Origin of the sequence: Micromonospora sp. NPDC049044 (assembly GCF_040649215.1) — a bacterium.
In the GTDB taxonomy this organism is placed as follows: domain Bacteria; phylum Actinomycetota; class Actinomycetes; order Mycobacteriales; family Micromonosporaceae; genus Micromonospora.
Map to the genome: position 1 here is coordinate 186,278 of NZ_JBEZFA010000006.1, position 25,697 is coordinate 211,974.

General features: G+C 69.9%; 22 protein-coding genes and 1 pseudogene. 11 read left to right on the top strand and 12 right to left on the bottom strand.

Annotation, left to right across the window (positions count from 1 at the left end; genetic code table 11):
* Positions 1 to 222 precede the first annotated feature (222 nt).
* The gene (locus AB0B85_RS07095; RefSeq protein ID WP_357404457.1) at positions 223 to 564 is read left to right on the top strand and encodes a metalloregulator ArsR/SmtB family transcription factor; all 342 of its coding nucleotides are present in this window, start codon (positions 223 to 225) and stop codon (positions 562 to 564) included.
* Positions 565 to 628: 64 nt separating this feature from the next.
* Here AB0B85_RS07095 and argS read toward each other — a convergent pair.
* Positions 629 to 867, bottom strand: a pseudogene (gene argS, locus AB0B85_RS07100) (arginine--tRNA ligase); the annotation flags it as partial.
* A 236-nt stretch (positions 868 to 1,103) separates the two neighbouring features.
* Between argS and AB0B85_RS07105 the strand changes: the two are divergent.
* From AB0B85_RS07105 to AB0B85_RS07115, 3 genes are all read left to right on the top strand, one after another.
* Complete coding sequence (locus tag AB0B85_RS07105) at positions 1,104 to 1,877, top strand: hypothetical protein (RefSeq protein WP_357404459.1); 774 nt, start codon at positions 1,104 to 1,106, stop codon at positions 1,875 to 1,877.
* A gap of 81 nt (positions 1,878 to 1,958) precedes the next feature.
* Positions 1,959 to 2,639: a class I SAM-dependent methyltransferase gene (locus AB0B85_RS07110; protein WP_357404461.1), complete on the top strand. Its 681-nt coding sequence runs from the start codon at positions 1,959 to 1,961 to the stop codon at positions 2,637 to 2,639.
* Positions 2,640 to 2,848: 209 nt separating this feature from the next.
* On the top strand, positions 2,849 to 3,271 hold the full coding sequence (locus AB0B85_RS07115; protein ID WP_357404463.1) for a DUF6223 family protein: 423 nt from the start codon (positions 2,849 to 2,851) through the stop codon (positions 3,269 to 3,271).
* Positions 3,272 to 3,279: 8 nt separating this feature from the next.
* Here the strand turns inward: AB0B85_RS07115 and AB0B85_RS07120 are convergent, their stop codons facing one another.
* The 4 genes from AB0B85_RS07120 to AB0B85_RS07135 form a co-directional block, all read right to left on the bottom strand.
* On the bottom strand, positions 3,280 to 3,942 hold the full coding sequence (locus AB0B85_RS07120; protein WP_357404465.1) for a response regulator transcription factor: 663 nt from the start codon (positions 3,940 to 3,942) through the stop codon (positions 3,280 to 3,282).
* Positions 3,939 to 5,084: a sensor histidine kinase gene (locus AB0B85_RS07125; RefSeq protein WP_357404467.1), complete on the bottom strand. Its 1,146-nt coding sequence runs from the start codon at positions 5,082 to 5,084 to the stop codon at positions 3,939 to 3,941. The genes AB0B85_RS07120 and AB0B85_RS07125 overlap by 4 nt, the downstream gene beginning before the upstream one ends.
* 79 nt (positions 5,085 to 5,163) lie before the next feature.
* Complete coding sequence (locus AB0B85_RS07130; protein WP_357404540.1) at positions 5,164 to 7,050, bottom strand: ATP-binding cassette domain-containing protein; 1,887 nt, start codon at positions 7,048 to 7,050, stop codon at positions 5,164 to 5,166.
* 281 nt (positions 7,051 to 7,331) lie between these two features.
* Entirely contained in the window at positions 7,332 to 7,823 is a 492-nt protein-coding gene (locus tag AB0B85_RS07135) for a MarR family winged helix-turn-helix transcriptional regulator (protein WP_357404469.1), read from the bottom strand.
* Between the two features lie 106 nt (positions 7,824 to 7,929).
* Between AB0B85_RS07135 and AB0B85_RS07140 the strand changes: the two genes are divergently transcribed.
* From AB0B85_RS07140 to sodN, 7 genes are all read left to right on the top strand, one after another.
* Positions 7,930 to 8,979, top strand: coding sequence for an LLM class flavin-dependent oxidoreductase (locus AB0B85_RS07140; RefSeq protein ID WP_357404470.1), 1,050 nt, complete (start codon positions 7,930 to 7,932; stop codon positions 8,977 to 8,979).
* Positions 8,972 to 10,000, top strand: a complete 1,029-nt coding sequence (locus AB0B85_RS07145; protein WP_357404472.1) for an LLM class flavin-dependent oxidoreductase — start codon at positions 8,972 to 8,974, stop codon at positions 9,998 to 10,000. Before AB0B85_RS07140 ends, AB0B85_RS07145 begins: the two co-directional genes overlap by 8 nt.
* Positions 10,001 to 10,026: 26 nt before the next feature.
* On the top strand, positions 10,027 to 10,728 hold the full coding sequence (locus tag AB0B85_RS07150) for an NAD(P)-binding domain-containing protein (RefSeq protein ID WP_357404474.1): 702 nt from the start codon (positions 10,027 to 10,029) through the stop codon (positions 10,726 to 10,728).
* Positions 10,729 to 10,852: 124 nt separating this feature from the next.
* Positions 10,853 to 11,302 carry a hypothetical protein gene (locus tag AB0B85_RS07155; RefSeq protein ID WP_357404476.1) on the top strand — a complete coding sequence of 150 codons (450 nt, stop codon included), beginning with the start codon at positions 10,853 to 10,855 and terminating at the stop codon, positions 11,300 to 11,302.
* 138 nt (positions 11,303 to 11,440) lie between these two features.
* Complete coding sequence (locus AB0B85_RS07160) at positions 11,441 to 11,956, top strand: hypothetical protein (protein WP_357404478.1); 516 nt, start codon at positions 11,441 to 11,443, stop codon at positions 11,954 to 11,956.
* Positions 11,957 to 11,959: 3 nt separating this feature from the next.
* Positions 11,960 to 12,772, top strand: coding sequence for an inositol monophosphatase family protein (locus tag AB0B85_RS07165; RefSeq protein WP_357404480.1), 813 nt, complete (start codon positions 11,960 to 11,962; stop codon positions 12,770 to 12,772).
* A gap of 65 nt (positions 12,773 to 12,837) precedes the next feature.
* Entirely contained in the window at positions 12,838 to 13,242 is a 405-nt protein-coding gene (gene sodN, locus AB0B85_RS07170) for a superoxide dismutase, Ni (RefSeq protein ID WP_357404482.1), read from the top strand.
* A gap of 91 nt (positions 13,243 to 13,333) precedes the next feature.
* Here the strand turns inward: sodN and AB0B85_RS07175 are convergent, their stop codons facing one another.
* The 7 genes from AB0B85_RS07175 to AB0B85_RS07205 form a co-directional block, all read right to left on the bottom strand.
* Positions 13,334 to 14,872: a polysaccharide lyase family 1 protein gene (locus AB0B85_RS07175; protein WP_357404484.1), complete on the bottom strand. Its 1,539-nt coding sequence runs from the start codon at positions 14,870 to 14,872 to the stop codon at positions 13,334 to 13,336.
* Positions 14,873 to 15,173: 301 nt separating this feature from the next.
* Positions 15,174 to 16,241 (bottom strand): hypothetical protein, encoded by a 1,068-nt coding sequence (locus AB0B85_RS07180; RefSeq protein WP_357404486.1) that lies wholly within the window; start codon positions 16,239 to 16,241, stop codon positions 15,174 to 15,176.
* 62 nt (positions 16,242 to 16,303) lie between these two features.
* Positions 16,304 to 16,936: a hypothetical protein gene (locus AB0B85_RS07185; protein ID WP_357404488.1), complete on the bottom strand. Its 633-nt coding sequence runs from the start codon at positions 16,934 to 16,936 to the stop codon at positions 16,304 to 16,306.
* A 27-nt stretch (positions 16,937 to 16,963) separates the two neighbouring features.
* Positions 16,964 to 19,384 (bottom strand): family 43 glycosylhydrolase, encoded by a 2,421-nt coding sequence (locus AB0B85_RS07190; RefSeq protein WP_357404490.1) that lies wholly within the window; start codon positions 19,382 to 19,384, stop codon positions 16,964 to 16,966.
* Positions 19,385 to 19,575: 191 nt separating this feature from the next.
* Entirely contained in the window at positions 19,576 to 22,041 is a 2,466-nt protein-coding gene (locus AB0B85_RS07195; protein WP_357404492.1) for a family 43 glycosylhydrolase, read from the bottom strand.
* Positions 22,042 to 22,390: 349 nt separating this feature from the next.
* Positions 22,391 to 24,787, bottom strand: coding sequence for a ricin-type beta-trefoil lectin domain protein (locus AB0B85_RS07200; protein ID WP_357404494.1), 2,397 nt, complete (start codon positions 24,785 to 24,787; stop codon positions 22,391 to 22,393).
* A 55-nt stretch (positions 24,788 to 24,842) separates the two neighbouring features.
* Positions 24,843 to 25,694 (bottom strand): sugar phosphate isomerase/epimerase family protein, encoded by an 852-nt coding sequence (locus AB0B85_RS07205; protein WP_357404496.1) that lies wholly within the window; start codon positions 25,692 to 25,694, stop codon positions 24,843 to 24,845.
* Between the last annotated feature and the right edge of the window lie 3 nt (positions 25,695 to 25,697).

A 25,697-nucleotide genomic window follows, 5' to 3' on the forward strand; every position in this document is an offset into this window, starting at 1 on the left:
CTCGGTCGCGGCTGACCCGACGGCGTGTCCGTCGACGTACGGCCGTGTGGGGCGCGGCGGAGCCCCACACGGCCGGTACGTCCCCACGGTCGTCGGCGTTCGACTCACGTTCAGCCGTCGCGGGTGGCCGTACGGACGCCATTGGAGTATTGATGCCGGTTCTACCTGCTTATTGATGGTGTTGGTGTAACCATAGTGGGCGTGGGAACTGCGAAAACTGCCATGCCTGCGATCTCGCCGCTCACCGGCGATCCAATCAAGCGGGCCGATGCCGAACGGCTCGCGGGGGTGCTGAAGGCCTTCGCCGATCCAGCACGACTGCGTCTGCTCAGTCTGATCCAGTCCGCGCCGGAAGGTGAGGCGTCCGTCAGCGACCTCACCGGGGCGCTCAACCTGTCCCAGCCGACAGTGAGTCATCACCTGCGGATCCTCACCGAGGCCGGCCTCCTCGAACGCGACAAGCGGGGGGTGTGGGCCTACTACCGCCTGGTGCCCACCGCCATCGCCCAGATCGCCGACCTGTTGACGCCGCCCCGGAAGCGGGCGACGAAGAAGGTCCGCTGACCCGGCACATCCGCTCCGGGGTTCGGATGCCGAGCAGGTGCAGCCCCTGCCGCAGCGTCCGGGCCGCCGCCCGGTAGAAGCCGTCCAGGGAACCTATGCACAACTCGTGCGCCGCACCGGCCTCACCGAGGTCGGCCAGGTGCTCGATCAGCATGCCGAACGGTGTCCCCCAGTCACCCAGGTGGTTGCCCCGCGCCACCGGTGCCCCAGCCAGTCCAGCAGCCGCACCGCCGCGTCGCCGACGACAGTGGAGCGAAGATGCCCGACGTGCATCTCCTTCGCCACGTCCGGGGCCGAATAGTCGCGGGAGACAGCTCAGCGCAGGCGCGACGGATCGCTGGCGTCGCCGCGCACCGACCTGGACGTCACACCACGCTCCGGTGCACCTGGCGATCACGCTGGTCACGCGGGCAACCTGGCGGGTCGGCGGGTGTGTCGACATCCCGATTACCACCGCTCGGGCGAGCGTCCGACGCCGCGAATCGTCGTTTGGGACGGTACGCCACCGGGAACTGCCCCGACATCGACGAAGGATGATCATGAGCCGACACACACCGCCACCGTCCACCCGTACGCGACGCGTGCTCGCGCTGATCCCGCTGGTGGGCACCATGACACTTGCCACCGCCTGCACCACCACCGCCGCGGACCCGCCCGGCTCGACCCCGTCGGGTGCGGCACCGACATCCACAGCGGCGGCAGCGGACCCGACCGGCCAGCCGTCGCCGAGCACCAGCGCGAGCGGCCCGGTGACCATCCCGACGTCGGCGTTCGTCGAGCTGCCGCCCGAGCTGCGGAAGTCTCCGCGTCGAACGGTGCCGGTCGAGCAGGCCCTGCCGAAGCTCTGCGCCAACGAGTTCGGCACCGGGGGCCGCCAGGTCACCGCCGCCGCGGCGATGACAGTCACCTACAAGGGGGCCGACGACGGTCCCTCGTACACGCCCCAGGGGATGGTCCACCAGACCATCTTCACCTTCGCCGGCACCGGGGCCACGGACTACCTGGCCCGGCTGCGCACCGACCTGAAGGCGTGTCCCTCCTACCAGCAATTCGGAAACCGGGCGACCGTCAAGACCGAGGCTCTGCCCGGCATCGGTGACGAGGCGCTGCTGCTGACCCGGACGTGGCCCAACACGAACCTGAACGGAGAACACACGGGCGGCAACGGGTCCAGCCAGATCGCGGTGGCCCGCGTCGACACGGTGGTGACGGTCTTCAACGACCAGGGGTGGGAGGGCTCCAGCGGCAATCCCGCAGTCGTGGACCGGGTCGTGCGGGACGGCGTGCGAGCCATCGACGCCTGGCACGGGTAGTGCCACCACTGCCGCCAGCGCGGCGCTCGATCCCCTGCCACCAGACCGACGGGCGGCTTCGCCGGTTGCGATGATGCGGCCGTGACTTCCTCGCCCTCCGATCCGCTCGACCTGCGCGGTGTGCGACGCGCCTACGACACCGTCGCCGCGGACTACGCCACCTGCCTGCCGGACACCCGCGCCGAAGCCGCACTCGACCTCGCCATGGTCGACGCGTTCGCTGAGGCGGTGACGGCCAGCGGCGACAGCGCGGTCCTCGACGCCGGATGCGGCACCGGCCGGATGAGCAGGTACCTCACCGATCGTGGGTGTCTGGTACACGGCGTGGACCTGTCGCCGGGCATGATCGTCCGAGCACGACGCGACCACCCCGACCTGATGTTCGCCGTCGGCTCGTTGACCGCCCTGCCCTTCCCGGACGCCCAGTTCGCCGGTGTCCTGCTGTGGTACTCCACCATCCACACACCCCCCGCCGGGCAGGCGCGCGTCTTCGCCGAGGCGGCCCGGGTGCTCCGGCCCACGGGCCATCTGCTCGTCGGCTTCCAGGCCGGCGAAGGTGCACGAGACATGTCCGGCCCCTACCGCCGCCGCTTTGGCCTAGAGGTCCACCTGACGCGGCACCGATACACGGCAGACCAGGTCGCCGCCGAGATCGAGGCCGCCGGCCTGCGGGAGGAGTGCCGCCTGGTGCGGCGGGCCGGGAGCACCGAGCGGGACGACCAGGCGTTCCTCCTGGCCACGGCCGGGCACGTCAGCGGTTGACGGCCATCTGCCGGCCGAGTCGTCCAGCGGGCCGGCCCTGGGGTGCCAGGTCTACGTCGGATGCCCGGAGAGACGACTGGGACGGTACGCCGCCCCGGTCGCGTACCTCCCCGGTTGTGGGTTGGTCGGCAACTCCGGCATGACGACTCGGCTGCGGCGCGCTACCTACGCTGCCACCGGTAGCTGTCACACCGTCGAAGGGAACCGTGATGTCCGTCCGTCACCTGCTTGTCGCCGCCGTAGCCGCCCCGCCCGCCGGGATCGAGCTGGTCGCCCGCGCCTCGGTCCAGCCGGCCGCCGCCACCGTTCTCACAATGAGCTCCGGGCGGATCGGTGCGAGCGTGGGCGCCCTGCTGGGGCTCGTGGGCGCGGTCGTCGGTGGACTGGCCCTGGCCCGTCCCACCAGTCGGGTCGGCACCAGCTCCGGGAGCGGTGGGGCCGCCTTCGCCCTGGCGGCGGGGCTGGTCGGGATGGCGCTCGGTGGGCTGGTGGTGGCCACCGCCGACGGCGGCGTCGGTACGGGTAACGGGCTCGGCGGGGCCTACGTGGCCCTGGTGGTCGGCTTGGCCGCGGTGGTCCTCGGTGGACTGGCTCTGGTCCGGGCCCGCCGCAGTGCCCGGCTGGCCGCCTGAGGTCGTGCTCAGGAGCGGGTGAGCCAACCGGGCACGGTCAGACCACACTCGTAGGCGAGGATCACCAGCTGTGCCCGGTCCCGGACCTGCGTCTTGGTCATGATCCGGCTGACATGCGTCTTGGCGGTGGCCGGGCTCAGCACCAACCGCGCGGCGATCTCGTCGTTCGACAGGCCCGCGGCGACAAGTGCGAGCACCTCGCGCTCCCGGGTGGTGAGCCCGCTCAGCCGCGGCCCGGGGTCGGGATGGGTGGCCCGAGCGCTGAACTCGGCGATCAGCCGCCGGGTGATCGACGGCGCGATCAGCGCGTCTCCACGGGCGACCACCCGCACCCCGTGGATCAGCTCCGCCGGCTCGGTGTCCTTGACCAGAAACCCACTCGCGCCGGCCCGGAGCGCCCCGTAGACATAGTCGTCCAGGTCGAAGGTGGTCAGGATGATCACCCGGGCCGTGCCGGTGGTGACGATCTGCCGGGTGGCGGCGAGGCCGTCGAGGACGGGCATCCGGATGTCCATGAGGACGACCTCCGGACTCAACTGCCCGGCCAGCCGCACCGCCTCGGCGCCGTCGGCGGCCTCGCCGACCACCTCGATGCCGTCCTCGCCGTCCAGGATGGATCGGAAGCCGGCGCGGACCAGGGTCTGGTCGTCGGCGAGCAGCAGTCGGATCACGTCGGCTCCCCCGCCGTTGTCGAAGCGGGCCGCAGCGGCAGGCGGGCGCGGACCCGGAAGCCGCCGCCCGGCTGCGCTCCGGTGGTCAGTGAACCGCCGAGCGCGCTGGCCCGCTCGCGCATCCCGATGATCCCGCTGCCCGGAGCGCCGGGCGTGCCGGTGCCGTCGTCCTCCACCTCCACCAGCACGTCGTCGCGGTCGGGTCGTACCCGGACCACGGCGGCGGAGGCACCCGCGTGCCGAGCCACGTTGGTGAGCGCTTCCTGGACGATGCGGTAGACGGCCAGGTCCACCTCCGGGGGCAGCGACCTGGTTTCGGCGAGTTCGGTGCTGATCGTCAACTCGGGTCGTCCGGCCGTCCGGATCAGGTCGCCGAGGCGATCAAGGCCGGGGCCGGGCGCGGTCGGCGCCTCCCCCTCCCGCCGCAGCACGCCGAGCGTCACCCGCAGCTCGCGCAACGTCTCCTTGCTTGTCTGTTTGATAGCGGTGAGCGCCTGCTCGGCGCGGGCCGGGTCCGGCCGGTGCAACGCGGCACTGGCCTGCACGTTGATCAGCGAGAGATGGTGGCCGAGGACGTCGTGCAACTCGCGGGCGATGCGCAGCCGCTCCTCGGTGGACCGCCGCCGGGCCTCCTCCTCCATCCGCTGTTCGGCGACTGCCGCACGGGCCTGCGCCTCGGCGAGGTAGGCCCGGCGGTTACGGGTCACGCCGACGATGACCGCGACGAGCCAACCGGCGTGCAGCAGCGTCGCCCCGTTCATGGTGTCCGGGGACCGGTCGACGCTGTCCGCGGCGGCGAAGGCGATCACCGAGGCGACACCGAGCGCGATGGCGATCCGGAGATGGCCCTCGTCGACAACTGTGTAGAGCGCCACGACGAAGACCAGCATGATCGGGCCGGGCTTGTGCAGCAGAGCCCCGTACGCGCCGACGGCGGCCAGCGCCACCACACCCACCGGCACCGGATGACGGCGGCGCACGTACAGCGCGGCGGAGGAGGTGAGCACCACAGGCAGTGCCGTCCACTCGGCGGTGCTGTCGATGCCGCGGGACTGCACCACCAGGCCGACGAGGGCGACCAGCCCGACGGCGAGCACCAGGGCGACGTCCGCCGTCCGGCCACGCCATCGCGCCCCTGACATAGGCCGAAGCCTAGCCTCCGTCGGCCAGGCGGGCGAACGCCCCGACCGGCGGGCGTACCCCTCGTCGTGGCGGTGCTTCTCAGCGCGCGGAGGTGGTGTCCTGGTGCGGAAGTGGCGGGCGCTCGGTCCGGGTGGCGTCGTAGCCGGCGGCCTGGAGCGCGAACAGTTCGGCGTACCGGCCGCCGGTGGCGACGAGATCGTCGTGGGTGCCCTCCTCGACCAGCCGGCCGTGGTGCAGGACGAAGATCCGGTCGGCGTGCCGGACGTTCGCCAGCCGGTGCGTGATGAGGATCGTGGTGGCGCGGCCACGACGGTCGCGGATGGCCTGGAACAGGGCGTCCTCGGCGCGGGGGTCGAGGGCCGAGGACGGCTCATCCATGATCAGCAGCTCGCTGTCGCGCAGGAACCCGCGGGCCGCGGTGATGCGCTGCCACTGTCCACCGGAGAGGTCCTGGCCCCTGGCGAAGGTCCGGTCGAGCAGCGTCTCGTACCCGTGTGGAAGGTCGTTGATCATGTCGTGGGCGACCGCGCGGGCGGCGGCGGCCTCGATGAGGTCCTGCCGGGGCTCGGTGTCGACGTCGCCGATGGCGATGTTCGTAGCCGCGGTGAACGGCCACTTGTGGTATTCCTGCGTCACCACCGCGATCCGGGCCCGCAGCCCGGCGACGTCCCAGTCCGCCAGCTGTCGACCGTTCCATTCGATGCTGCCCTCGGAGGGGACCCGGAGGCCGGCGATCATCGCGGCGAGGGTGGTCTTGCCCGAGCCGTTCTCACCGACGAAGGCGACGGTCTGGCCAGCGGTGATCCGCAACGTCACGTTGTCGACGGCGGGGGTGTCCCGGTCGGGATAGCGCAGGCTCACCTTGTCGACTGTCAGCTCCCGTAGCCGTTGCGGACCGGCGGCGGGTCGCGTGGCGTCCGGCAGGTAGGCGTCGGCACGGGTCATGAAGCCGGTGTAGTCGCCGAAGTGCTGACCCTCGGTGTAGACGTGGTCGACCTGGAAGGTGGCGATGGCCAGGGACCGCTGCGCGGACTGGACCGCGATGACACAGGTCGCCGCGGCGGCGAGCGGAATCTGCCCGTCCAGCAGCAGCAGGCCGAGCAGGACGTAGACGGTGCCGGTGGCGAGGCCGCCGATGATCGCCCCGACAGTGGTGGTGGTGGTGACCCGACGGGCCAGGGCGAGTTGGATGTCGGTCTCCACCCGCATCACCCGGTCGTACTGATCAAGGAGGAAGCCGCGCAGCCCGTACGAGCGCAACTCCGGGGCCGAGGCGCGTTCGGCCATCAGCTTGTGCAGCAGCCACAGTCGACGGCGGCGCACCGATCCGGCGGTGTACGTCTGGTACCGCAGGTGCCCGGCCCGCAGCGACGCCCAGGCGTTGGGCACCGTGGCCACCAGCAGGGCCAGCAGCAGCAGCGGGTGGATGATGACGACGGCCGCCGCCACGGCGAGCAGCCCGGCCAGCCCGGCGAGCAGGTTCATCGACGCCTGCACCAGCCCGATCGTCGACTCGGTCCCCCGCGAGGCGCGTTCCATGTCGTCGGCGAACGCGTCGGCGTCGAACGCCTCCAGACGCACCGCCGTGGACACCTCGAACAGACCCCGCTCCACCTCCCGGCTCACCCGCGGTGTCAATCCGTTCTGCGCGTACCCGGTGGCGATGCCCATCCCCGCGCGCAGCGCGACCGCCGCCGCCAGCACGGCCAGGGCGGGTATCGCCGCCCGCACCTTGTCGGCGGTCGGCCCGCCGGCGAACAACTCCACAAGCACCCGCTGGGTGGCGAGCAACCCGAAGGCCGCCATCACCCCCGCGCCGACCGTCGCCGCGGCCACCACGCCGGTACGGAGTCGGTCCGCGCGCCAACTGATGCCCAGGGCGGTCCGCACGAGCCTGGGCAGCTCGGCGAAGACGGCGAAGACACCGGCCTCGGCTCGCGCCCGCACCCCCGTCTCCCACCACATCTCGCGCAGCTCCGGCAACACCGACTCGGTGCTGACCGGGCCGGGACGGTCCGCCCGGGTGCGGTGGGCCGCGGCGGCGGCGGTCTCGGTCATGGGCGTACCTCCCGGGGCGCGCAGCCGTAGCCAGCTCCACCTCGACAGCGGATCGGCGGGTTCCTGGAGGATTGGACCACCCGACTGTCGCTTTCGGCAATCGTCTGAGCACTCTCGGTCATGGCATTCCTGCACCTGCCGTTCGACGACAACCCCAGGGTGCTCCGGCAGCTCGCCAGATGACGTGATCAGCCCTTGTCCGGCGCGTCGAGGCGCGCTCGCAGCGCCGCCGCGATCTCGCCGGCCGCGACGATCTGCTCCGGTGTGAGGGCGTCGACGAAGAGTTCACGGATGGCACGCAGGTGGGGAAATGTCGCGTTGCCGAACGCCTCGGCGCCGGCCGCGGTGAGCAGCACCTCGGCCCCGCGGGGGACGGTCGGGCACTCCTGGCGGCGGATCAGGCCGCGGCGCTCCATCCGCCCCAGGTGGTGGGAGAGCCGACTACGCTCCCAGCCGATGTGCGCCGCGAGCGCGGACGATCGCATCGCCCGCTCCGGCGCCTCGCTGAGCGCGAGCAGTACGGCGTAGTCCCCGGTCGAGAGGGCGGAGTCACTCTGCAGTCGGGACTCCAGGCGGGAGCTCAGCGCCGCCGTCGCCTCGATGAAGTCGCGCCAGATCCGCAACTCCTCCGCCGCGGGTAGCTGGCGCCCTCCCCGCCGCGACGGTGTGGTCTCCGTCATCTCATTCTCCCGGGAATTGACGCGTCAATTGCCAAGTTAGCATCATTGACACGTCAATCGGTAGGCCGCTCCCGCCGGTCACCGACGGGAAGCCGAGGAGGACACCATGACAGCCACAGGTTTCGAACTGGGGCTCAACTCGTTCGGGGAGGTGGCCACCGACGGCGACCGGGTGCTGAGCGACGCCGAGACCGTACGGCTGCTCATGGCCGAGGCTGAACTCGCCGAGTCGGTCGGACTCGACGTGTTCAGCCTGGGCGAGCACTACCGGGAGGGTCACAACGACTCGGCGACACCGGTGTTGCTCGCGGCAGCCGCGACGGCCACCGAGCGGATTCGCCTCGGCACCTCGGTCACGGTGCTCAGCACGAACGATCCGGTACGCCTCTACCACGAGTTCGCCACCCTCGACGCCGTGTCCAACGGCCGCGCCCAACTGGTCCTCGGCCGCGCGTCGGCGACCGAGTCGTTCCCACTGTTCGGCTACGACCTGGCCGACTACGAGCGGCTGTTCGAGGAGAAGCTCGACCTCTTCCTGCGGCTACAGCGCGACGAAACGGTCACCTGGTCCGGAACGGTGCGAAGCCCACTCACCGGGCAGCGCCTGCACCCCCGGATGCGGCCCGGCGGCATCCCGACCTGGATCGGCGTCGGGGGCAGCCCGAACTCGGTGGTCCGCGCCGCCCGACACGGTCTTCCGCTGATGCTGGCGATCATCGGTGGGCGACCCCAACGGTTCGCCGGCCACGTCGACCTCTACACCAAGGCGCTCGACCAGTTCGGGCATACCCCGCAGCCAATCGGGCAGCACTCTCTCGGCCTGGTCGCCGACACCGACGAGGAGGCGGTGCAGACGTGGTGGCGGTACTGGCAGCCGGTCGCGGCGGCGCTCGCCGCGGAACGCGGCTTCTACAAACCGGACCGCGCACGCTACGAGGCCGAAATCGCGCACGGGGCGCTCTTCGTCGGGTCACCCGAGACGGTGGCGCAGAAGATCGCCACGGTCGCCCGCGACCTGCGGCTGAACCGCTTCGATCTGAAGTACGACATCATGCACCTGCCCCGCGAGGCACGCGCGCGCACCATCCAACTGCTGGGCAGTGAGGTTGCGCCGCGGGTCCGGGAGCTGCTGGCGAAGGAGCCCACCCATGTCTGATCTCTTGTTCGGCCTCGACACGTTCGGCGACGTACCGCAGGACGACGCCGGCAAGCTCGTCTCGCACGCCGCGGCGATCCGCCAGGTCGTCGACGAAGCGGTGCTCGCCGACCAGCTCGGCGTCGACGTCATCGCGTTGGGCGAGCACCACCGCCCGGAGTACTCGGTGTCCACGCCGGAGACGGTACTGGCGGGCATCGCCACCCGTACCTCGCGGATCCGGCTGGCCTCCGGGGTGACAGTGCTGAGTTCGGACGACCCGGTCCGGGTGTTCCAGCGCTTCGCCACAGTCGACGCGCTGTCCAACGGCCGGGCCGAGGTCATCCTCGGTCGCGGCTCGTTCACCGAGTCGTTCCCCCTCTTCGGCTACGACCTGCGCGACTACGACACGCTGTTCGAGGAGAAGATCGAGCTGTTCGTGAAGCTGCTCGACGAGAAGCCGGTGACCTGGAGCGGCACCCTGCGGGCCCCGCTGGAGAACGCCGACGTCTTTCCCAAGACCGAGTCGGGTCACCTGGACACCTGGGTCGGCGTCGGTGGCTCGCCGCAGTCGGTCGTCCGCACCGCCCAGTACGGCCTCCCACTGATGCTCGCCATCATCGGTGGCGCCCCCGAGCGCTTCGCGCCCTACATCGACCTGTACCGCCGGGCGGCCGACCAGCTCGGCACCACCGCGCATCCGGTCGGGATGCACTCCCCCGGCTTCGTCGCCGACACCGACGAGGAGGCCAAGGAGATCTACTGGCCGCACTACCGGATCATGCGGGACCGGATCGGCAAGCTGCGGGGCTGGCCGCCGATCCGCCGCCAGGAGTTCGACTCCGAGGTGGAGAACGGCTCCCTCTACATCGGCTCGCCGGAGACGGTGGCCCGCCGGATGGCCCGCGCGATCCGCAGCCTCGGCGTCGGCCGGTTCGACCTCATCTACTCGGCCGGAGCGCAACCGGTGAGCGCCCGGATGCGGGCCGTGGAACTGTACGGCGCCAAGGTGATCCCCATGGTCCGCGAGCTGCTGGCCTGATCAGAACTCCCCAGCGAGAGGACGACATGAACGACAACGACCGGAGCCGGCCACAGACCCTCGGTGTCCTCGGGGCCGGCAAGGTGGGCACGGTGCTGGCCCGGCTCGCCGTCGCCGCCGGCTACCGGGTGCTGGTCGCCGGCTCCGGCGATCCGGCGAAGATCGCCCTCACCGTCGAGGTGCTCGCTCCGGGGGCGGAGGCCACCACGGCCGTCGACGCGGCGGCCCGCGCCGACATCGTCATCCTCGCCCTGCCGCTCGGCAAGTACCGCAGCGTCCCCGTGGAGGCACTGCGCGGCAAGCTCGTCGTCGACGCGATGAACTACTGGTGGGAGATCGACGGTATCCGTGACGACCTCACCGACCCGCGAACCTCGTCGAGCGAGATCGTCCAGGCATTCCTGTCCGACGCACGCGTCGTCAAGGCGTTCAACCACATGGGCTACCACGACCTCGAGGACGGGGCGCGGCCAGCGGGCACCACCGACCGCAAGGCCATCGTCATCGCCGGCGACGACGCCACCGATGTCAGCGCCGTCGCGTACCTCGTGGACGCGCTCGGCTTCGATCCGGTCGTCGCCGGTCCGTTGGGCGAGGGGGTACGGCTCGAACCGGGAAGCGAGTTGTTCGGCGCGAACGTGAGCGCCGACGACGCCCGCGCCATGCTCGACCGCTTCCCCGAGTCCGAGCGGGGCCGGATCATCGCCGCCGCCCGCGAGGCGTCGTAGGGGCGCCGGCGGCGGGGCTCCGTACTGATCAGGAATCGAGAAGCCCCGAGGCCGGCGTCCGGCCTAGCCTTTTCCCAGAACGGCCGGCGGCACGCCGAGCCGGACGACGAGAGGGAGCCCGAGCATGTCCGCGAAGACCACCGCCACCAAGTCCGACGGCTTCACCGCCGAGGAGCGCGCCGCGATGAAGGAGCGCGCCGCCGAGCTGCGCGCCGAGGGCAAGAAGGGCGCCAAGAAGGCCGACGGGCTGCAAGCGGTCCTCGACCGGATCGCGCAGATGGAGCCGGACGACCGGGCGCTCGCCGAGCGCGTCCACGTGACGGTGACCGCCGCCGCACCGGACCTGTCGCCCAAGACCTGGTACGGGATGCCCGCCTACGCGAACGCGGACGGCAAGATCGTGGTCTTCTTCCAAGACTCCGGGAAGTTCAACTACCGGTACTCGACACTGGGCTTCCAGGACACCGCCAACCTCGACGACGGAGACATGTGGCCGGCGTCGTACGCGCTGCAGAAGTGGAGCCCTGCGGTCGAGAAGAAGATCACCGAGCTGGTGCGGGCAGCGGTTTCCTGATCTTCCCGGAAACTGCGTGGATCGGGGCGACAGCAGTGGCCCGTCCGGCCCGAGGTGAGCGATGATCGTGATCGGCAACCGAGGGAGTTGGACAGTGCGGACGATGTGGCGCAGGCGAGCGGTGAGACGAGCAGCCCGGTGACGGCCAGGGCAGGTCAGGCGTTCGACACCGGTCGGGCGGTGTCCGACGTCGCGTCGCTGCTCGCCGCCGATTTGCGCACGGCCGGCGAGACGGTCAGCGAGGGTGACCCGGCCACCGGGGAGTGGACCGGCACCCGGGGGGCGGGCTTCCAGATCATTCCGCTGTGGGAGAGCGACGACCTCGTCGGTGTGTACGGCACCGAGTGGAACGAGGCCGAGGAGACCGCCACGGCGAACCTGACCCTTGTCGTCGGTGAGCTGGACCGCCGTTGGGGCCCGCACCGCAGGGTGTCGATGCACGTACCGCTGTTCCGCAAGCAGGCCGGCACACCGATGCCGGCGCTGTTCCAGTCGCTGAGCGACATGGACTGCTACGGCGACCTGACGGTGTGGGGGCCGACGGCGGCCGAGGGTCGGTGGGTAGCGGTCTCGGTCAACCAGTGCGACGGCGACGCCCCGATGATCATGATCGCGGTGGCCAGTCGGTTCGCGATCACCGAACTGCAGGAGTGACGCGTGTCGATCACAGACCATGCCGTTGCCATCGCGGCGGCGGAGGCCGGAGCGGCTGTCGTCCGCGCACGATACGGGTCGCAGCTGACCCGCATCAAGAAGGTCGGACACGACTTCGCCACCAGCGCCGACATCGAGGCGGAGAAGGCCATCCTCGACGTCCTGCGCGGGGCGCGTCCGCACGACGTCGTGGTGGGCGAGGAGAGCGGACGCACGGGCACCGGCGACAACGGACGCACCTGGCTCGTCGACCCGCTCTGCGGCACTCTGAACTACGCCGCCCGCACCACGCTTGTCGCTGTCAACGTCGCGCTGCACACCGGAACGGGCAGTGCCGTGGCCGCGTCGGCGGACCCGTTCAGCGGTGAGGTGTTCTGGACCGACGGCAGTGCCGCGTACGTCCGCAGCGCCGGCACTGACGAACGTCTTGTCCCGTCGGCCGAGTCGAAACTTGTCGACGTCAACCTCGACCCGCCGTTTCCCAGTCGGGACGTCTTCCTGGCCGCCCGGATGCTCGCCGACGAGGACTTCAGCGACAGGTTCCAGCCACGGGTGGTCTCCACCACCCTGGCCGTGGCGTGGGTCGCCGCCGGTCGCCGCGCCGCCTACGTGACGGACCGCCACGACCTGAGCCGCAGCGTCCACTTCGCGGCCGGGATCGCCCTCTGCCACGCAGCCGGTTGCGTGGTCACCGGGCTCGACGGCGAACCGCTCGACACCGGCGGGAACGGTCTCGTGGTCGCCGCCGACCAGCCGACACACGCCGCCCTGCTGGCCCTCGTCCGGAAACAACGTCACGCGACGGCGCGACCTTGACATGAAGTCCGGTTGAGGTCTTAGCCTCCCGTCCGTCACCTCAGCTCGTCGTCGGAGGGAATCTCATGCACCTGCCCCGCCTTCTCCGCCCGCGTACCGTCGCGAGCGCCCACTGCGACCTGCCCTGCGGCGTGTACGACCCGGCCCAGGCCCGGATCGAGGCCGAGTCGATCAAGGCGATCTCCGAGAAGTACCAGGCCAGCGACGATCCGGAGTTCCGGACCCGGGCGTTGATCATCAAGGAGCAGCGCGCCGAGCTGGTCAAGCACCACCTCTGGGTCCTGTGGACCGACTACTTCAAGGCGCCGCACTTCGAGAAGTACCCCCAGCTGCACGAACTCTTCAACGAGGCCACCAAACTGGCCGGCGCCGGTGGCGCGAAGGGCGCCGCCGACCCGGCCGTCGCCGAACGGCTGCTCGGCGCGATCGAGGGGATCTCGAAGATCTTCTGGGAGACCAAGCAGAGCTGAATCGACACCGAACCGGGTGGCACCTGCCTCCTGATCGACCGACGCTCGCGGGCGGGAGCGGCAGCACCGGCCACTCCCGCCCGCTCGGCGGTCAACTGGCGTACGTCTCGAACTCGCCGACGCGCGGCGTACCACCGGAGCTGTTGATCTTGAAATTGATCTTGCTCAACGTGGTTGCGGAGAAGGTGATCGAGCCCGCCCCGCTACCGGAGGCCAGCACGACCCCGTTGTCGTTGTTGATCAGCTGCCAGGACCCGATCGAGCCCTGCGTGCCGGACGGCTCCCGGATGATCACGCGGGACACCCGGGTGGCCGAGCCCCATTTGATCGAGATGGTGCCTGTCGATCCGGCCGGCGACCAGTAGGTGGCGAGGTTGCCGTCGCGCACGTTGCCGTAGCTCGTCCCACTGGCCTTGCTGGAACCGTCGGCACCGGCACCGAGGCTGAGGTTGGTCCCACCGGACGGCGGCGGGGTGGTCGGCGGTGGCGTCGTGGGCGGCGGGGTGGTCGGCGGCGGGGTCTGCGGCGAGCAACTGCCGTTCGACACCCGCAGGCCCGTGTTGGCGCCCACCGTCTGCCGGACGATCTCCGGAACGCAGGTCGCTCCGTCGAGGGTGTACGGGTACGGGATGCTGACGGTGGTGGTCGACGTCAGGTTGGGACCGGCGGGGTAGGTCTCGCTGCCGGCGCCGGACCAGGTCACGTTGTCGAGGATGTTGCCGCTGACCTGCCAGTAGCCGCGCTCGCTGGTGTAGAAGGTGCCGAGCACGTCCTTGGAGTCGCGGAAGTAGTTGTTCTCCACCTTGGCCTTGGCGCCGGCCCGCGAGTTGATCCCGGACTCGTGCAGGCTCACGTAGTGATTGTTGTAGATGTGGGCCGTGCCACCGCGCAGCAGCGGTGTGCGGGAGTCGATGTTCTCGTACAGGTTGTGGTGGAAGGTGATGAAGCCGTTCGACAGGTCGCTCTCGCTGGACCCGATCAGGCCGCCCCGCCCGGAGTTGCGCAGGATGCTGTAGGACAGCGTTACGTACTGGGTGTTGTCCTTCATGTCGAAGAGTCCGTCGTACCCCTCCGACTCCCCGCCCGAGGCCTCCAGGGTCACATGGTCGACCCAGACGTTGCGCACCGTGCTCTCCATGCCGATGGCATCCCCGCCGTTCGAGGTGGGCGAGCCCGACTTCTTGACGTTCCGGACTGTCACGTTCTGGATGATGATGTTGCTGGAGTCGCGGATGTGGATGCCGAGCTGGTCGAAGACGGCCCCGCTACCGACCCCGATGATGGTGACGTTGCTGATCTGCTTGAGCTCGATCACGCCCGCCGCGGTGTTGCAGCTCGACCCGGACACCTTTGTGGTGTTGCCGTGGTTGATGGTGCCGGTGACCTCGATGACGATCGGGGTGCTGCTGCTGGCCCGACCACACAGCGCGGCATGGATCGCCGTGCCCGTGGTGGCCCGTACCGTCGGCCCGCCCGCGCCGCCGGTGGTCCCGCCGTTCTGGGTGGCGTAACCGGTGGCGCTGCCGACCGCCGCCGACGCCTGGGGGGTGGGCAGCGCCACCCCGATCGCGATCCCCACGGCCGCCGTGGCCAACGCCGCCTGATATCGCAACGCAACTTGTCGTCTCATCTCGCCTCACTCCACATTCGTCTGGCTCTCGCGACGCACAGCGACGACCGTCGCGACCGGCCGCACCACGCGCGTCCATGGAATTGACGGCATTGAATTGCTCTGCCGCCTTCGACATCCACGAGACCCTGGTGGACGCGATGGAGCGTCACACATCCGTCACCGTCTGGCGGCGGACGCACAATGCGATCATCCGGCCTCATGAATGAAACATCGATGTGACGCAATGGTAGGAAAGCGGTTTCCCTCGGGGCAAGGGTTGGCGCTTGCAGGTTTGTTGCAGTGCCCGGCGTGTGGTGGCCTATCGGGAGGCGTCGCCCGCGTCGGGTTCGGGACCGGCGGCCGAACCGCCGACGAGGACCGCGTCCCGGCCCTCCTGCCGGGCGCGGGCGAGCAGCCCGGCCAGCCGACGCCGCCGATGCCGGAGCACCGCCCGCACGCCCAGGAGCAGAGCGGCGACAAGACACAGCAGCACGAGCTGTGCCCACGGTACGACCCAGGTGGTGACGGAGGCGGACGCCTGCCGCACCTCGGTGCCGGCCTGAGCGTCACCGAGCACTGTCGGTGACGTGCTGACTGTCGTCCGGACGCGGCCCAGCGCCCAGATACCGTCGGCGCGGGTATCGATCTGCCGCGTACCGCCCGGCAGCAGCTCCTCGACCTGACCGGTGGCGTCGTGATCGGTCCGGCCGAGCAGGTCGGACACCGCGACGCGGCTCGTCCCGCTGACCCAGACATTGCCGTCGTTCTGCACCGTGTAGCGGACCCGGACGGTGCCACCGGCGAAGGGATTCCACGACGAGGTGTACGTCGCGTTGAGGTCCCGGACGGACAGCGCGGCCTGGGCGGTTCCGTTGACCCGCACCATCACCCGGAAGCCGACCCTGCTCTCGACGTTTACCGTGCCACCGGTGCTGGTGACGGTCGCGGCGATGCCGGCCGGGTGGTCCCCCGGCGTGGCAGCCCTGGGGACCGTGATCGTGAACGGCACCACCCGCGTCTCGCCGGGGCCGACGGTGACCTTCTCCCGTACGTCGATCCAGGTGCCTCCGTCGACCGAGGGACGGTCGGACGACAACATGTTGAAGCGACCCTTGTCGGTGAGGTAGCCGTCGGCGGCCTTCAGGGAGAAGGCGACAGCGTTCCGGCTGAAGTTGCGGACCGCCAGGTGCTCGGTCACCACCTGCCCCGGGTCGAGGCTGGCGTTGATCCACCGGCGTTGGTCGGGACCGCTCGGGGTGGCCGGCTGGACCGTCCAGGTCAACGCCTTCGGGTCTGGTTCCGCCGCCGCCACGGTCGGCGCGGCCGTCACCGCGAGGGTCACGACGGCGAGGACGGTGAGCGCCCGGCGCAGCGGGGAGACGGTCATGACGATGGGCCCTTCGGCAGGCGAGGTGTGGCGGGGGCCCACTCCGGGCCCCCGCCACAGCACTACTCGAACAGGGAGAGCGTGAGCGTCGAGCTGTACTCGCCGGCGGCGACCTCCGCCGGAGTGCGCAGGTACAGGTCGGCGTTCACGGAGTACGAGTCGCTGGCCACCGCCTCCGAGTCGAAGGCCGAGACAAGCAGCTCCTGGTCGACGAGGCCGACGTTGTTGCCCGGCAGGGTCGCCTCGTCCAACGCGGTCACCACCTCCTCGCCCTCGGTGACCAGACCGGTCTCCCCGCCGTCGAGCAGGCGGGGCTTCCAGCCGAAGTGGTCGGCGGTGATCGGCGCCTGGCCGGAGCTGCCCGCGAAGTCGGTAGCGCTGCCGAGCACCGCCCAGGCAGCCCCGTCGGGCACCTCGTCGGCGACGCGGGTGTCGGTGACCGTCACCGTCGGCAGCGTACCGACGAACTGGCGGACCAGCAGGGTCGAGCCGTCCTCGGACAGCGCGACCGCGTCACCGGCGATGGAGAGGGCCAGGACGCCCGGTTCCCGGATCTCGTCGATGTCGACGGTGACCCGGACGCTGGCGTCGTCGTCGGGGTCGGCCAGGGCGGGCGACGGCAGCACCGCCGCCCCGGCCAGCACCGCTCCGACGGCGCCGGCCGCGAGCATCCGCCGCCGTTTGTCTGTGTTCATCTGGTCTCCGTTCTCAGCCATCAAGGGTCATCCGCCGCAGGTGCCGGCGGGATGTTGCACGGTGCGGACGGTCGTCACGTCCTGTCCGCCGATCGCCCCGGTCACCCGGACCGTCGCCGAACCCGCCGGCACCGAGACGGCCCGCGTGTTGAACGACTGGTACGCGTTCGCACCCGGCGCGACTGCCGCGAACGAGCGCTCGCCGTACGGGCTCTGCACGGTGATCCCCACCGGCGCGTCGCTGTCGTTGCGCGCCTGCACGGCGACGTAGACCTTGCCGCCGACGCACCGCGCCGACGCGGTGACAGTGACAGGCAGTTCGAGGGTGGCCGCCCGGAAGGACCAGGTGTCGAGCTCGAAGAGGTCGACGCCCGCCGGGCCGGTGTAGGTGAAGTAGACGTCGTGGACGCCGCTGACGCCCTCGAGTTCGGCGGTCACCTCGGCCCACTGGCCGACAGGTGTGTCGACCGGGACCGTGCCGACCACGGGACCGGTGGCGGTGTCCAGCCGGACCTGGATCTGCCCGCCGGCGGCGAGCGCCCGCACCTTCGCGGTCACGCGCTGCGCGCCGTTGGCGCCGAAGTTCACCGACGACAGCGCGGTCCAGTCGCCGTTGTCGATGTCGCGGACCACCAGGTTCGGTGCCGCGCCGCCGAACTGGGCGGAGCTGCCGTCGACCTTCGTGGTCGCGACGCCCTTGCTCCAACCGAAGGTCTCGGCCTCGAAGACCCGGTACGGGTCGAAGTCGCGGACCTGGTTCACCCCGGCGTAGGTGCCGACCACCTGCTGGATCGTGCCGTCCGGGTTGAAGGCCAACTCCTGGATGTGCGGGCTGCGGTACCCCTGAGTCGTGTTGCCGTTGATGCGCTTGTTCAACGTCGGGGCGTGGTAGGTGAAGTAGTACTTGCCCTCGAACTCGAAGACCGACTGGTGGTTGTTGCCACCGGTGCCGGCTCCGAAGAACTGCGACTGGTTCGGGAAGAGCACGCCCGCGTAGGTTTCCTTCGGCCACGACATCGGGTTGTCGGAGATCAGGTAGCCGATCTGGCCACCCCCGGGGTAGCCGGGCAGCGGCTGCTGACTGCCACCGAAGTCGTTGCCGCCGAAGTGCGACGAGTACGAGAAGTAGTACCTGCCCTCGCGCTTGAAGACGTGACCCGCCTCGAACGCGACAGGAGCGTCGACAACCGCTGCCGTGCCCTGGGTCGCGACCATGCTGTCGTCGAGTTCGATCGCCCGGATGTTCTTCGGGTTGTTGAAGCGCTCGGCCGGCGGCATGCTCGTCGACGCGGGGCCGCCACCGAAGTAGAGGTACGGCTGGCCGTCGTCATCCACGAACGGGGCCGGGTCGAACTTCCACGCCACGTCCTCCGCACCGGGGGTGCTGCCGTTGATCAGCGTGCTGGTGCGTTCGCTGGTCCACGGGCCGAGCGGCGACGCACCCGTGATCACGTTGCTGGAACCGCCACCGTTGGCGTAGTAGAGGAAGAACTTCTCCTGACCGTTCACCACCTTCTTGGTGATGCCCGGCGCCCACGAGTTGGTGGTGAACGGCGCGACCCCGTTCGGGCCGGCGACCTGGATCTCACCGTGGTCGGTCCAGTTCACCAGGTCCGGCGAGGAGATCACCGTGATCTGGTTGATGTCGCCGTAGTTGATGCCCGGCGAGACGCCGGTGGCCGGATTCGGGGCGTAGCCCTGGGTGTCGTTCGTCAGGTACATGTACACCCGGCCGTCATGCACGAAGCCGAAGCCGTCGGCGCCGAACTTGTGCCCGATCAACGGGTTGTGCTCCCCGGGCAGCTTTCCGACGACCTCGATCGTCTTCGACGCCGGCGCGGGCGGCGCGGCGCCGACCACCGACACGTCGTCGAGCGTGAAGTCCATCAGGTGCAGGTCCGGATCGGTGGCCGGCGTGGCCGTCCACGGGGTCTCGAAGAACAGTCGTGCCGTCGACACGACCTGCCCCGACGGGATCGTGAACGTCCCGTTGAACTGCGCCCACTGGCCCTTCGTGGCGGTGACGCTCACCAGGTTGGTATAGGTGCCGCCGCCGTAGTGCATGGTGGCGAAGAACTGCTTGGTGGCCGGGCCGTTCGGGTTCTCGTACTTGATGCGGGCCGTCAGGGTGTAGGCCTGGCCGGCCTGCACCTTGCCGCTGAGGTCCTGCATCGGCCCGGACCCGGTGGTCGTCCGGCTGGTCACGAGCGCGGCGGTCGCGCCCGAGAAGGCATCCGAGGTGGCCGACAACTGGGCGCCGTCGGCGGCATTGCCATTGTTGACGAACCAACTGGCCAGGCCGTCCTCGAACCCGCCGTTGACGATGAGATCCGCGTCGGCGGCCTGGACCGGCGCCGCCCCGGTGACGAACCCTGCGGCCAGCATCAGGCCGACCGTCGCGAGCGCGGCGACCCGTCCTCGGGTCGCCCGTCGCATTCGTTGTGCCACGAAACATCCTCCTTTATCTCTGACGTGCGGTCATCGGTGTACGGGGGATCGGTGGTGATGGGTGGTCCGGACATCAGGGGTCGACTGTCGCCACCGGCTCGACCGCGGCCGGCGGCGCGGGACAGGTTCGCTGTTCCGCGCCGCCCGGCCGGTCGCCGGTGGTGGTCGGTGAGCCGAAGGCTCGTGGTGGGTTATCCGTCGCAGGAGGTGGCGGGGTGCTGCGCCGTGCGTACGGTGGTCACGTCCCGACCACCGATCGCCCCGGTGACCCGGACCGTCGCCGAACCGGCCGGCAACGCTGCGGCCCTGGTGTGGAAGGACTGGTAGACGTTGGCACCCGGGGCCACTGTCGGGAAGGACCGGTTCCCGTACGGCGTCTCCACGGTGATCCCGACCGGTGCGTCCGAGTCGTTGCGGGCCTGCACCGCCACGTACGCCTTGCCGGCCAGACACCGCGCCTGGGCGGTGACCGTGACCGGTAGTGCCGCGAGCACGCCGAGCCGGGCCAGCTGGTAGCTGAGCGCCCGCTCCGGGGCGTCGATCTGGTTCTGGGTGCCGAACCCCTCGGCGCGCGCCGACGTCGCCGCCGCGAGTGCGGACCGCGTCGCGGCCCAGGCGTCGGCCGGGTAGTGGCGGGCGTCGAGGGTCTGCGCGTGGGCGATGGCCGCGTCCAGGGCTGTGGTGTCCAGCGGCCGGGACTGCTCGGTAAGCGTGTCGCTGAGCAGGTAGTGATCGAAGTCGACGCTGCCGCCGGTCTCCTGGGTCGCGTAGTTGAACAGACCGACCCGGTGGCCCATGAAGTGCGCGAGGCTGCCGTCCAACGCCTGCGGGCCGACGCGGCTGCCCAGCCGGGTCCACGTCAACCCGTCGAGGCTGTAGTAGAACGTGGTCCACAGTTGGCCGACCGGCGAGGTGAAGTCGAGGTCCGCCTTCACGTGCACCTCTGTCGCATCCCCCAGCGCCACTGTCGTGCCCGCCACGAAGTTCTCAAGCGTCGACTGGTCCAGGTCGACAGCGAACGGCTGCGACCGGTTGACCACGCCGAGCGTGTTGACCCCACCGACGCGCTTGACCGCCACGTACGAGAAGCCGCGATTGTAGGCGGCCAGGCCGGCGACGTCCCCGTTCTTCATCGCCGAGATGTCCATCCGGGTCTCCACCGACTGCCGTGGCCCGAACGTCCGCTGCGAGAGGGTGTTACGGGACTCCTCGAACCAGGCCAGCTCGGCCCGGTTGGACAGCTTCGTGTAGACGTACTGGCCGGTGACCACCTTGCCGCCGGTCAACCGCAGCCACCCGTCGCGGTCGGTGAGTGACCAGTACCTGTTGTCCGGTGCGTGGTTCCACTCCCACGCCAGGTCCAGCCGTGAGCCGTTGGGCGCGATCTCCGCCGGGTCGAGCGGCGCCGGGACCGTCCACTGCTCGTCCTGGTACGCCTTGTGCGGCGCGTCGTTGGCGAAGTCGTCCGAGGCGACGATGCTCTTCTGCCGTTCGAACGTCTCCTGCGCCGGGCTGAGCCGGATCGGCTTGTCGAACACACCGTTCACCGGTACGACACCGTTGGTGCCGAAGGTCGGCCAGCCGTCCTGCCAGGTGGCGGGGATGAGCGCCGGTATCCGCCCGATCGGGAACGTGTCGCGGAAGAACATGCCGTGCCAGTCGGTCCGGCCGTCGGCCCGGCTGATCGGCACCAGACTGCCCTGCGCGAAGCCGTTGGAGTTGAGCACGCCGCGCGCCTCGTAGGTGTTGACTCCGCCGGCCGAGGTGTATCGCCCGAGCAGGTCCTTCGACCGGAACATCACCACCTGGCGGCCCTGCCCGGACGGCCAGGTGATGATGACGGCGTAGTACCAGCCGTCGATGTGGTAGACCTGCGCGCCCTCGAACAGCCCGCCGATGAACGGCTGACCGGCGTAGTTGTTCGCGGTGAAGATGTTCGGGTAGTCCTGCGCGACGGCGGTCAGGTCGGCGTTGAGGCGTACCGCGCTGGTGCCGCCGGAGCCGTAGAAGATGTACGGCGTGCCGTCGACGTCGAAGAAGAGCGACGGGTCGTGCAGGCCTCGGCCGAGGGCGGTGCGCTGCCACGCGCCGTTCTCGATGTCGTCGGTGCGGTAGAGGTACGCGCCGTTGAGGTTGTTGGTGTTGAAGACGGCGTAGAACATGCCGTCGTGGTAGCGCAGTGACGACGCCCACTGGCCCTGGCCGTACGAGTTCTGGCCGTTGCGCAGCGAGAACGAGTCGCCGATGCTCGCCCGGTCGAAGACGTAGTTGACGATCTCCCAGTTGACCAGGTCGTACGACTTCATGATCGGCGCACCCGGGCTCAGGTGCATCGTCGTGCTGATCATGTAGTAGACGTCGCGGCCTTCGTCGTTCTCGGCGGCCGGCACCCGCTCGACGCTGATGTCCGGCACGTCGGCGTTGAGCAGCGGCACCGAGTAGGTGCCGGCGCCGGTGTCGGTCGAGGTGTACGACGAGCGCGGCGACCATGCTTCGGCGGCGTGCGCGGCGGCCGGGGCGACGACCAGGACGGCGCCGCCGATGAGGGCCGCCGATGCGAACGCGCACAGTGGACGGAGCCGACCGACGGGCGCAGTGGGAAGTAGTGGGGCGAGTGCCTTCCAGACGTGACGAGCGGCGGCGTTCAGGCTGTTCACAGCGGATGCACGGGCGGTGTTCAGGAGACGCGAGCGGACCGACACGACCAAGGCGAACTCCAAACGCGAGAGCGGCGTGAAGGCCATCGTGTTATCGCTAACAACGCCTGTCAAGACCGTCAATGAAACACGCCCGAACTATCCCCGTAACCCCACACCCGCCACAACGGACACTCCCCCGGCCTCAACCCGTCCTCGACGACAGCGAGGTGCTCGCCGCCGTCCACGACCACCGTCGGTCTCTGCCGTCGGGGCGGAGACAGGAGTGAGCGGTACACCTCAGAGGGATATCCCTCTGAGGTGTACCGCTCCTCGGCCAACTGCGGCCGGCCGAGCGCCCGCGGATCTGTCAGCTACGCAGCTGCCACCGCTGGTTGGCGCCGCCGGAGCAGGCCCAGAGGATCAACTTCGTGCCGTTCGCCGTCGCGGCGCCGTTGGCGTCCAGGCAGAGACCCGACTGCACCCCGGTGATCGTGCCGTTGGCGTTGACGTTCCACTGCTGGTTCGCCTGGCCGTTGCAGTCCCAGATCACCACAGTGGTCCCGTTGCTGGTGCCCTGGCCGGAGGCGTCCAGGCACTTGGTGCCGTACACCATGAGCTGACGGCTCGCGGTGTGGGTCCACCGCTGGTTGGCGGCCCCACTTATGCAGTCCCAGATCTGAGCCTGCGTGCCGTTGGTGGTGCTGGAGTTGCCGATCTCGACACAGCGGCCGGACTGGGCGCCCACGATCTGCACGTTCGTCGGGTTGGTGCTGCCACCGCTCTGCACACCGGCCGTGTTGATCACCGTCTGCGCGCCGGACGGCCAACTGCCGTTGGACACCGTGACGTTGCCGTTGACGACGTTGCCGCGATCTCCGTTCGTCACGTTCGTGCCGCTGCTTGTCGACCAGTTGTTGGTGACAGTGAAGTTGCCCATGTTCTCGGCGTAGTAGTAGTTGGCCGTGGCCCAGGTGCCGGTGGAGGAGAACACGTTGTTGCGGGCGGTGTAGTAGCGCGAGCCCTCGTCGAAGTAGAGCCCGAACCAGCCGTTGGTCCGCAGGCAGTAGTTCTCGGCGATCAACCCGCCCGGGTTCGCCGAGAGCGTGTAGATGCAGCCGCCGTCGGTCATCTGTTGCATCACGTCGTGCACGTAGTTGCCGATCACCTGGTTGTTCGCCGCGGTGGTCGCCGTCGAGTACCGCGGCTGGTAGTTGTACAGGCCACGGTTGGCGTAGTGCTGGCTGCCGCCGGCATCGTTGGCGCCCCAGCCGTAACCGACGGACAGACCGGTGTACGGCATGTTGTAGACCTCGTTGTGCGAGACCAGCGAGGTGTTCACGTAGGTGGTCAGGATCGACACCACACCCCGGTACTCAAGGCCGAGATCGTGCACCCGGTTGTTGCTGATGGTGATGTTGCGGTTGACCATCCGCTGGTCGCTCGGGTGGTGGGCGTCGGCGCGCACGCCGCCCACCACGATGCCACCAGCGGAGTTGCGGGCGATCTCGGAGCGGGTGACGGTGATGTTGCTGGCGCCCAGGCCGACACCGCTGGCGTGGGCGTTGGCGTCGTTGCCGATGCCGATGGCCGTCTGGCCCAGGTTGACGAACTGGGAGTCGCTGAAGCTGATGGTGTTGGCGGCCGAAACCTGCACCGCGGCGGGCATCTGGGCCCAGCTCGGGCGGGTCGCCTCGAACAGCGGGCAGCCCTCCTGGCAGGAGGTCAGCGCGTCGGACGGGCGGGCCCAGGAGCCGACGATGTGCGCGCCGGTCTGCTGGTCGGCGAAGCCGTTGCTGCTGCTCGGGCCGAGCCAACTGGTGCCGGTGAAGGTGATCCCGCTGAACGAGATGTGGTGGGCGGGCGCGTCAAGGGTGCCGCCGACGTTCACCAGGGACTGCAACTGCGGCAGCTCCACGCTGACGGTGCTCATGTTCTGCCCGGCGAGCGGGATGTAGTTGAGCTGGCCGCTGCCGGGGTTGAGATACCACTCCCCCGCCGAGTCCAGGAACTCGTACGCGTTGGCCAGGTAGAACGGGCCGGCGCGGTGCGGGCGGGACAGGGTGTCGAAGCCGAAGGTGTTGTTGTTCCAGGCGGGCTGCTGCATCGTCAGGAAGTTGCCGCTGATGCTCTGCACCGGCGAGTACCTGTCGGTGAACGAGCCGACACTCTCCACCTCGACGCGGTTCTGGTTGCCGAGGTTGTTGAGGTAGTTCAGTGCGCTGTTGCTGAACCGCATACCGGAGGTGGTGAAGGTGAAGTCGGACCGGTTCACGGCGGTACGCGCCCGGGTGGCGACGGCCCCGTTGACGTACAGCTGACGGGAGTCCAGCCCGGCGGGAACGGTGGCCCGCCAGATGTTCTTCCCGGAGTCGACGAGCGACCAACCGGTGACCGCGCGAGCGCCGGTGATCGTCGGACGCGCCGAGGCGGCGGCCCGCCAGATCACCTGGTAGCCGTTGTTGCCGGAGTCGGCGGCGGTCAGCCGCATCGGCGCCGAGAGTCGGTACACCCCGTCGGCCAACTCCACAACGATGTCACCGGACATCGTGCTGTTGGCCGCCCGGACCGCGGTCTGCGCGGCGGACAGCGAACACGGTTGGCTTGCCGAGCAGGTGGTGCCGGTGCCGGCGGGCGAGGCGTAGAGGGTGGTGGTGGCCGCGAGCGCGGGGGACGCCGAGGCGGTCACCGCGACCAGCGCGGTCAGTGCGGACGCGGCAACGCCGGCCAGCATCCGCCGCAGCGGTGGGATGGGGGAGACGGACACGGGACGGTGCTCCTGACTCTAGAGGGGGCGGGAGTTCCCCGGGACCGGACGGCGGTTACCCGAGGACCTCCCGGAGATAGCGCAGGCCGTCCGTGGCGAGACGGTCCTGCGAAGGTGCCAACGGACGCCAGATCGCCGCGGCGGTCGCGATCGCCTCGTTCTCCCCCGTGAACGACTCGATGCAGATCGCGCCCTGGTAACCGGTGTCCCGCAGGACTGTGAAGAACCGGGGCCAGTCGAAGTGGTCCGCCCCGGGTGCGCCCCGATTGGTGCCGCTGACCTGCACGTGCTTGATGTGCGGGCCGGCGACCGCGAGGGCGGCGTAGGGATCCGCCTCCTCGATGTTCATGTGATAGGTATCGATCATGATGCCGACGCTCGACGGCAGACCGTCGATCAGCTCGACCGTCTGCTCGATCGTGTTGACGACGCTTGTCTCGTAGCGGTTGAGCGCCTCGACACCGATGCTCACGCCGTGCTCGCCCGCCAGGTCGGCCACCGGCGCCAGGGCCCGCCGGAAGTCCGCGTAGCAGGCGGCGCGAGCCGCCTGTGACATCCGCCAGGTGCGACCGACCGAGGCGTACACGGGGCCGCCGACGCATCCAGCGCCGACGGCCGCCGCGTCTGCCACACACTTCCTCAGGTACGCCACCGTCGACTCGACGACCGCTGGCGCGGCGTCCACCAACTCCCGACCGGGTGGGGTGACCGCGCAGACCCCGGCGGCGGCGAGGCCGTGCTCCGCCAGCAGGTCCCGGGTGCGGGCCGGATCCCAGTCGCCGGGCTGTTCGATCGGCAACTCGACAGCGTCGAAGCCGAACGCCGCGATCCGCGGGATCAGCTCGGCCAGGGCCTTGTCATCGACCGGCGAGGCCCACACCCACGGGTTGACGCCGATGGCGTACATCTG

Excerpts from the sequence above, each read along its gene's own strand:
- AB0B85_RS07205 (WP_357404496.1), bottom strand. The coding sequence starts at position 25,694 with ATGTACGCCATCGGCGTCAACCCGTGGGTGTGGGCCTCGCCGGTCGAT.
- AB0B85_RS07115 (WP_357404463.1), top strand. The coding sequence starts at position 2,849 with ATGTCCGTCCGTCACCTGCTTGTCGCCGCCGTAGCCGCCCCGCCCGCC.
- AB0B85_RS07155 (WP_357404476.1), top strand. The coding sequence starts at position 10,853 with ATGTCCGCGAAGACCACCGCCACCAAGTCCGACGGCTTCACCGCCGAG.
- AB0B85_RS07185 (WP_357404488.1), bottom strand. The coding sequence starts at position 16,936 with ATGAACACAGACAAACGGCGGCGGATGCTCGCGGCCGGCGCCGTCGGA.
- AB0B85_RS07140 (WP_357404470.1), top strand. The coding sequence starts at position 7,930 with ATGACAGCCACAGGTTTCGAACTGGGGCTCAACTCGTTCGGGGAGGTG.
- AB0B85_RS07105 (WP_357404459.1), top strand. The coding sequence starts at position 1,104 with ATGAGCCGACACACACCGCCACCGTCCACCCGTACGCGACGCGTGCTC.
- AB0B85_RS07135 (WP_357404469.1), bottom strand. The coding sequence starts at position 7,823 with ATGACGGAGACCACACCGTCGCGGCGGGGAGGGCGCCAGCTACCCGCG.
- AB0B85_RS07095 (WP_357404457.1), top strand. The coding sequence starts at position 223 with ATGCCTGCGATCTCGCCGCTCACCGGCGATCCAATCAAGCGGGCCGAT.
- AB0B85_RS07125 (WP_357404467.1), bottom strand. The coding sequence starts at position 5,084 with ATGTCAGGGGCGCGATGGCGTGGCCGGACGGCGGACGTCGCCCTGGTG.
- AB0B85_RS07145 (WP_357404472.1), top strand. The coding sequence starts at position 8,972 with ATGTCTGATCTCTTGTTCGGCCTCGACACGTTCGGCGACGTACCGCAG.
- AB0B85_RS07150 (WP_357404474.1), top strand. The coding sequence starts at position 10,027 with ATGAACGACAACGACCGGAGCCGGCCACAGACCCTCGGTGTCCTCGGG.
- sodN (WP_357404482.1), top strand. The coding sequence starts at position 12,838 with ATGCACCTGCCCCGCCTTCTCCGCCCGCGTACCGTCGCGAGCGCCCAC.
- AB0B85_RS07175 (WP_357404484.1), bottom strand. The coding sequence starts at position 14,872 with ATGAGACGACAAGTTGCGTTGCGATATCAGGCGGCGTTGGCCACGGCG.
- AB0B85_RS07130 (WP_357404540.1), bottom strand. The coding sequence starts at position 7,050 with ATGTGGTGGGAGACGGGGGTGCGGGCGCGAGCCGAGGCCGGTGTCTTC.
- AB0B85_RS07180 (WP_357404486.1), bottom strand. The coding sequence starts at position 16,241 with ATGACCGTCTCCCCGCTGCGCCGGGCGCTCACCGTCCTCGCCGTCGTG.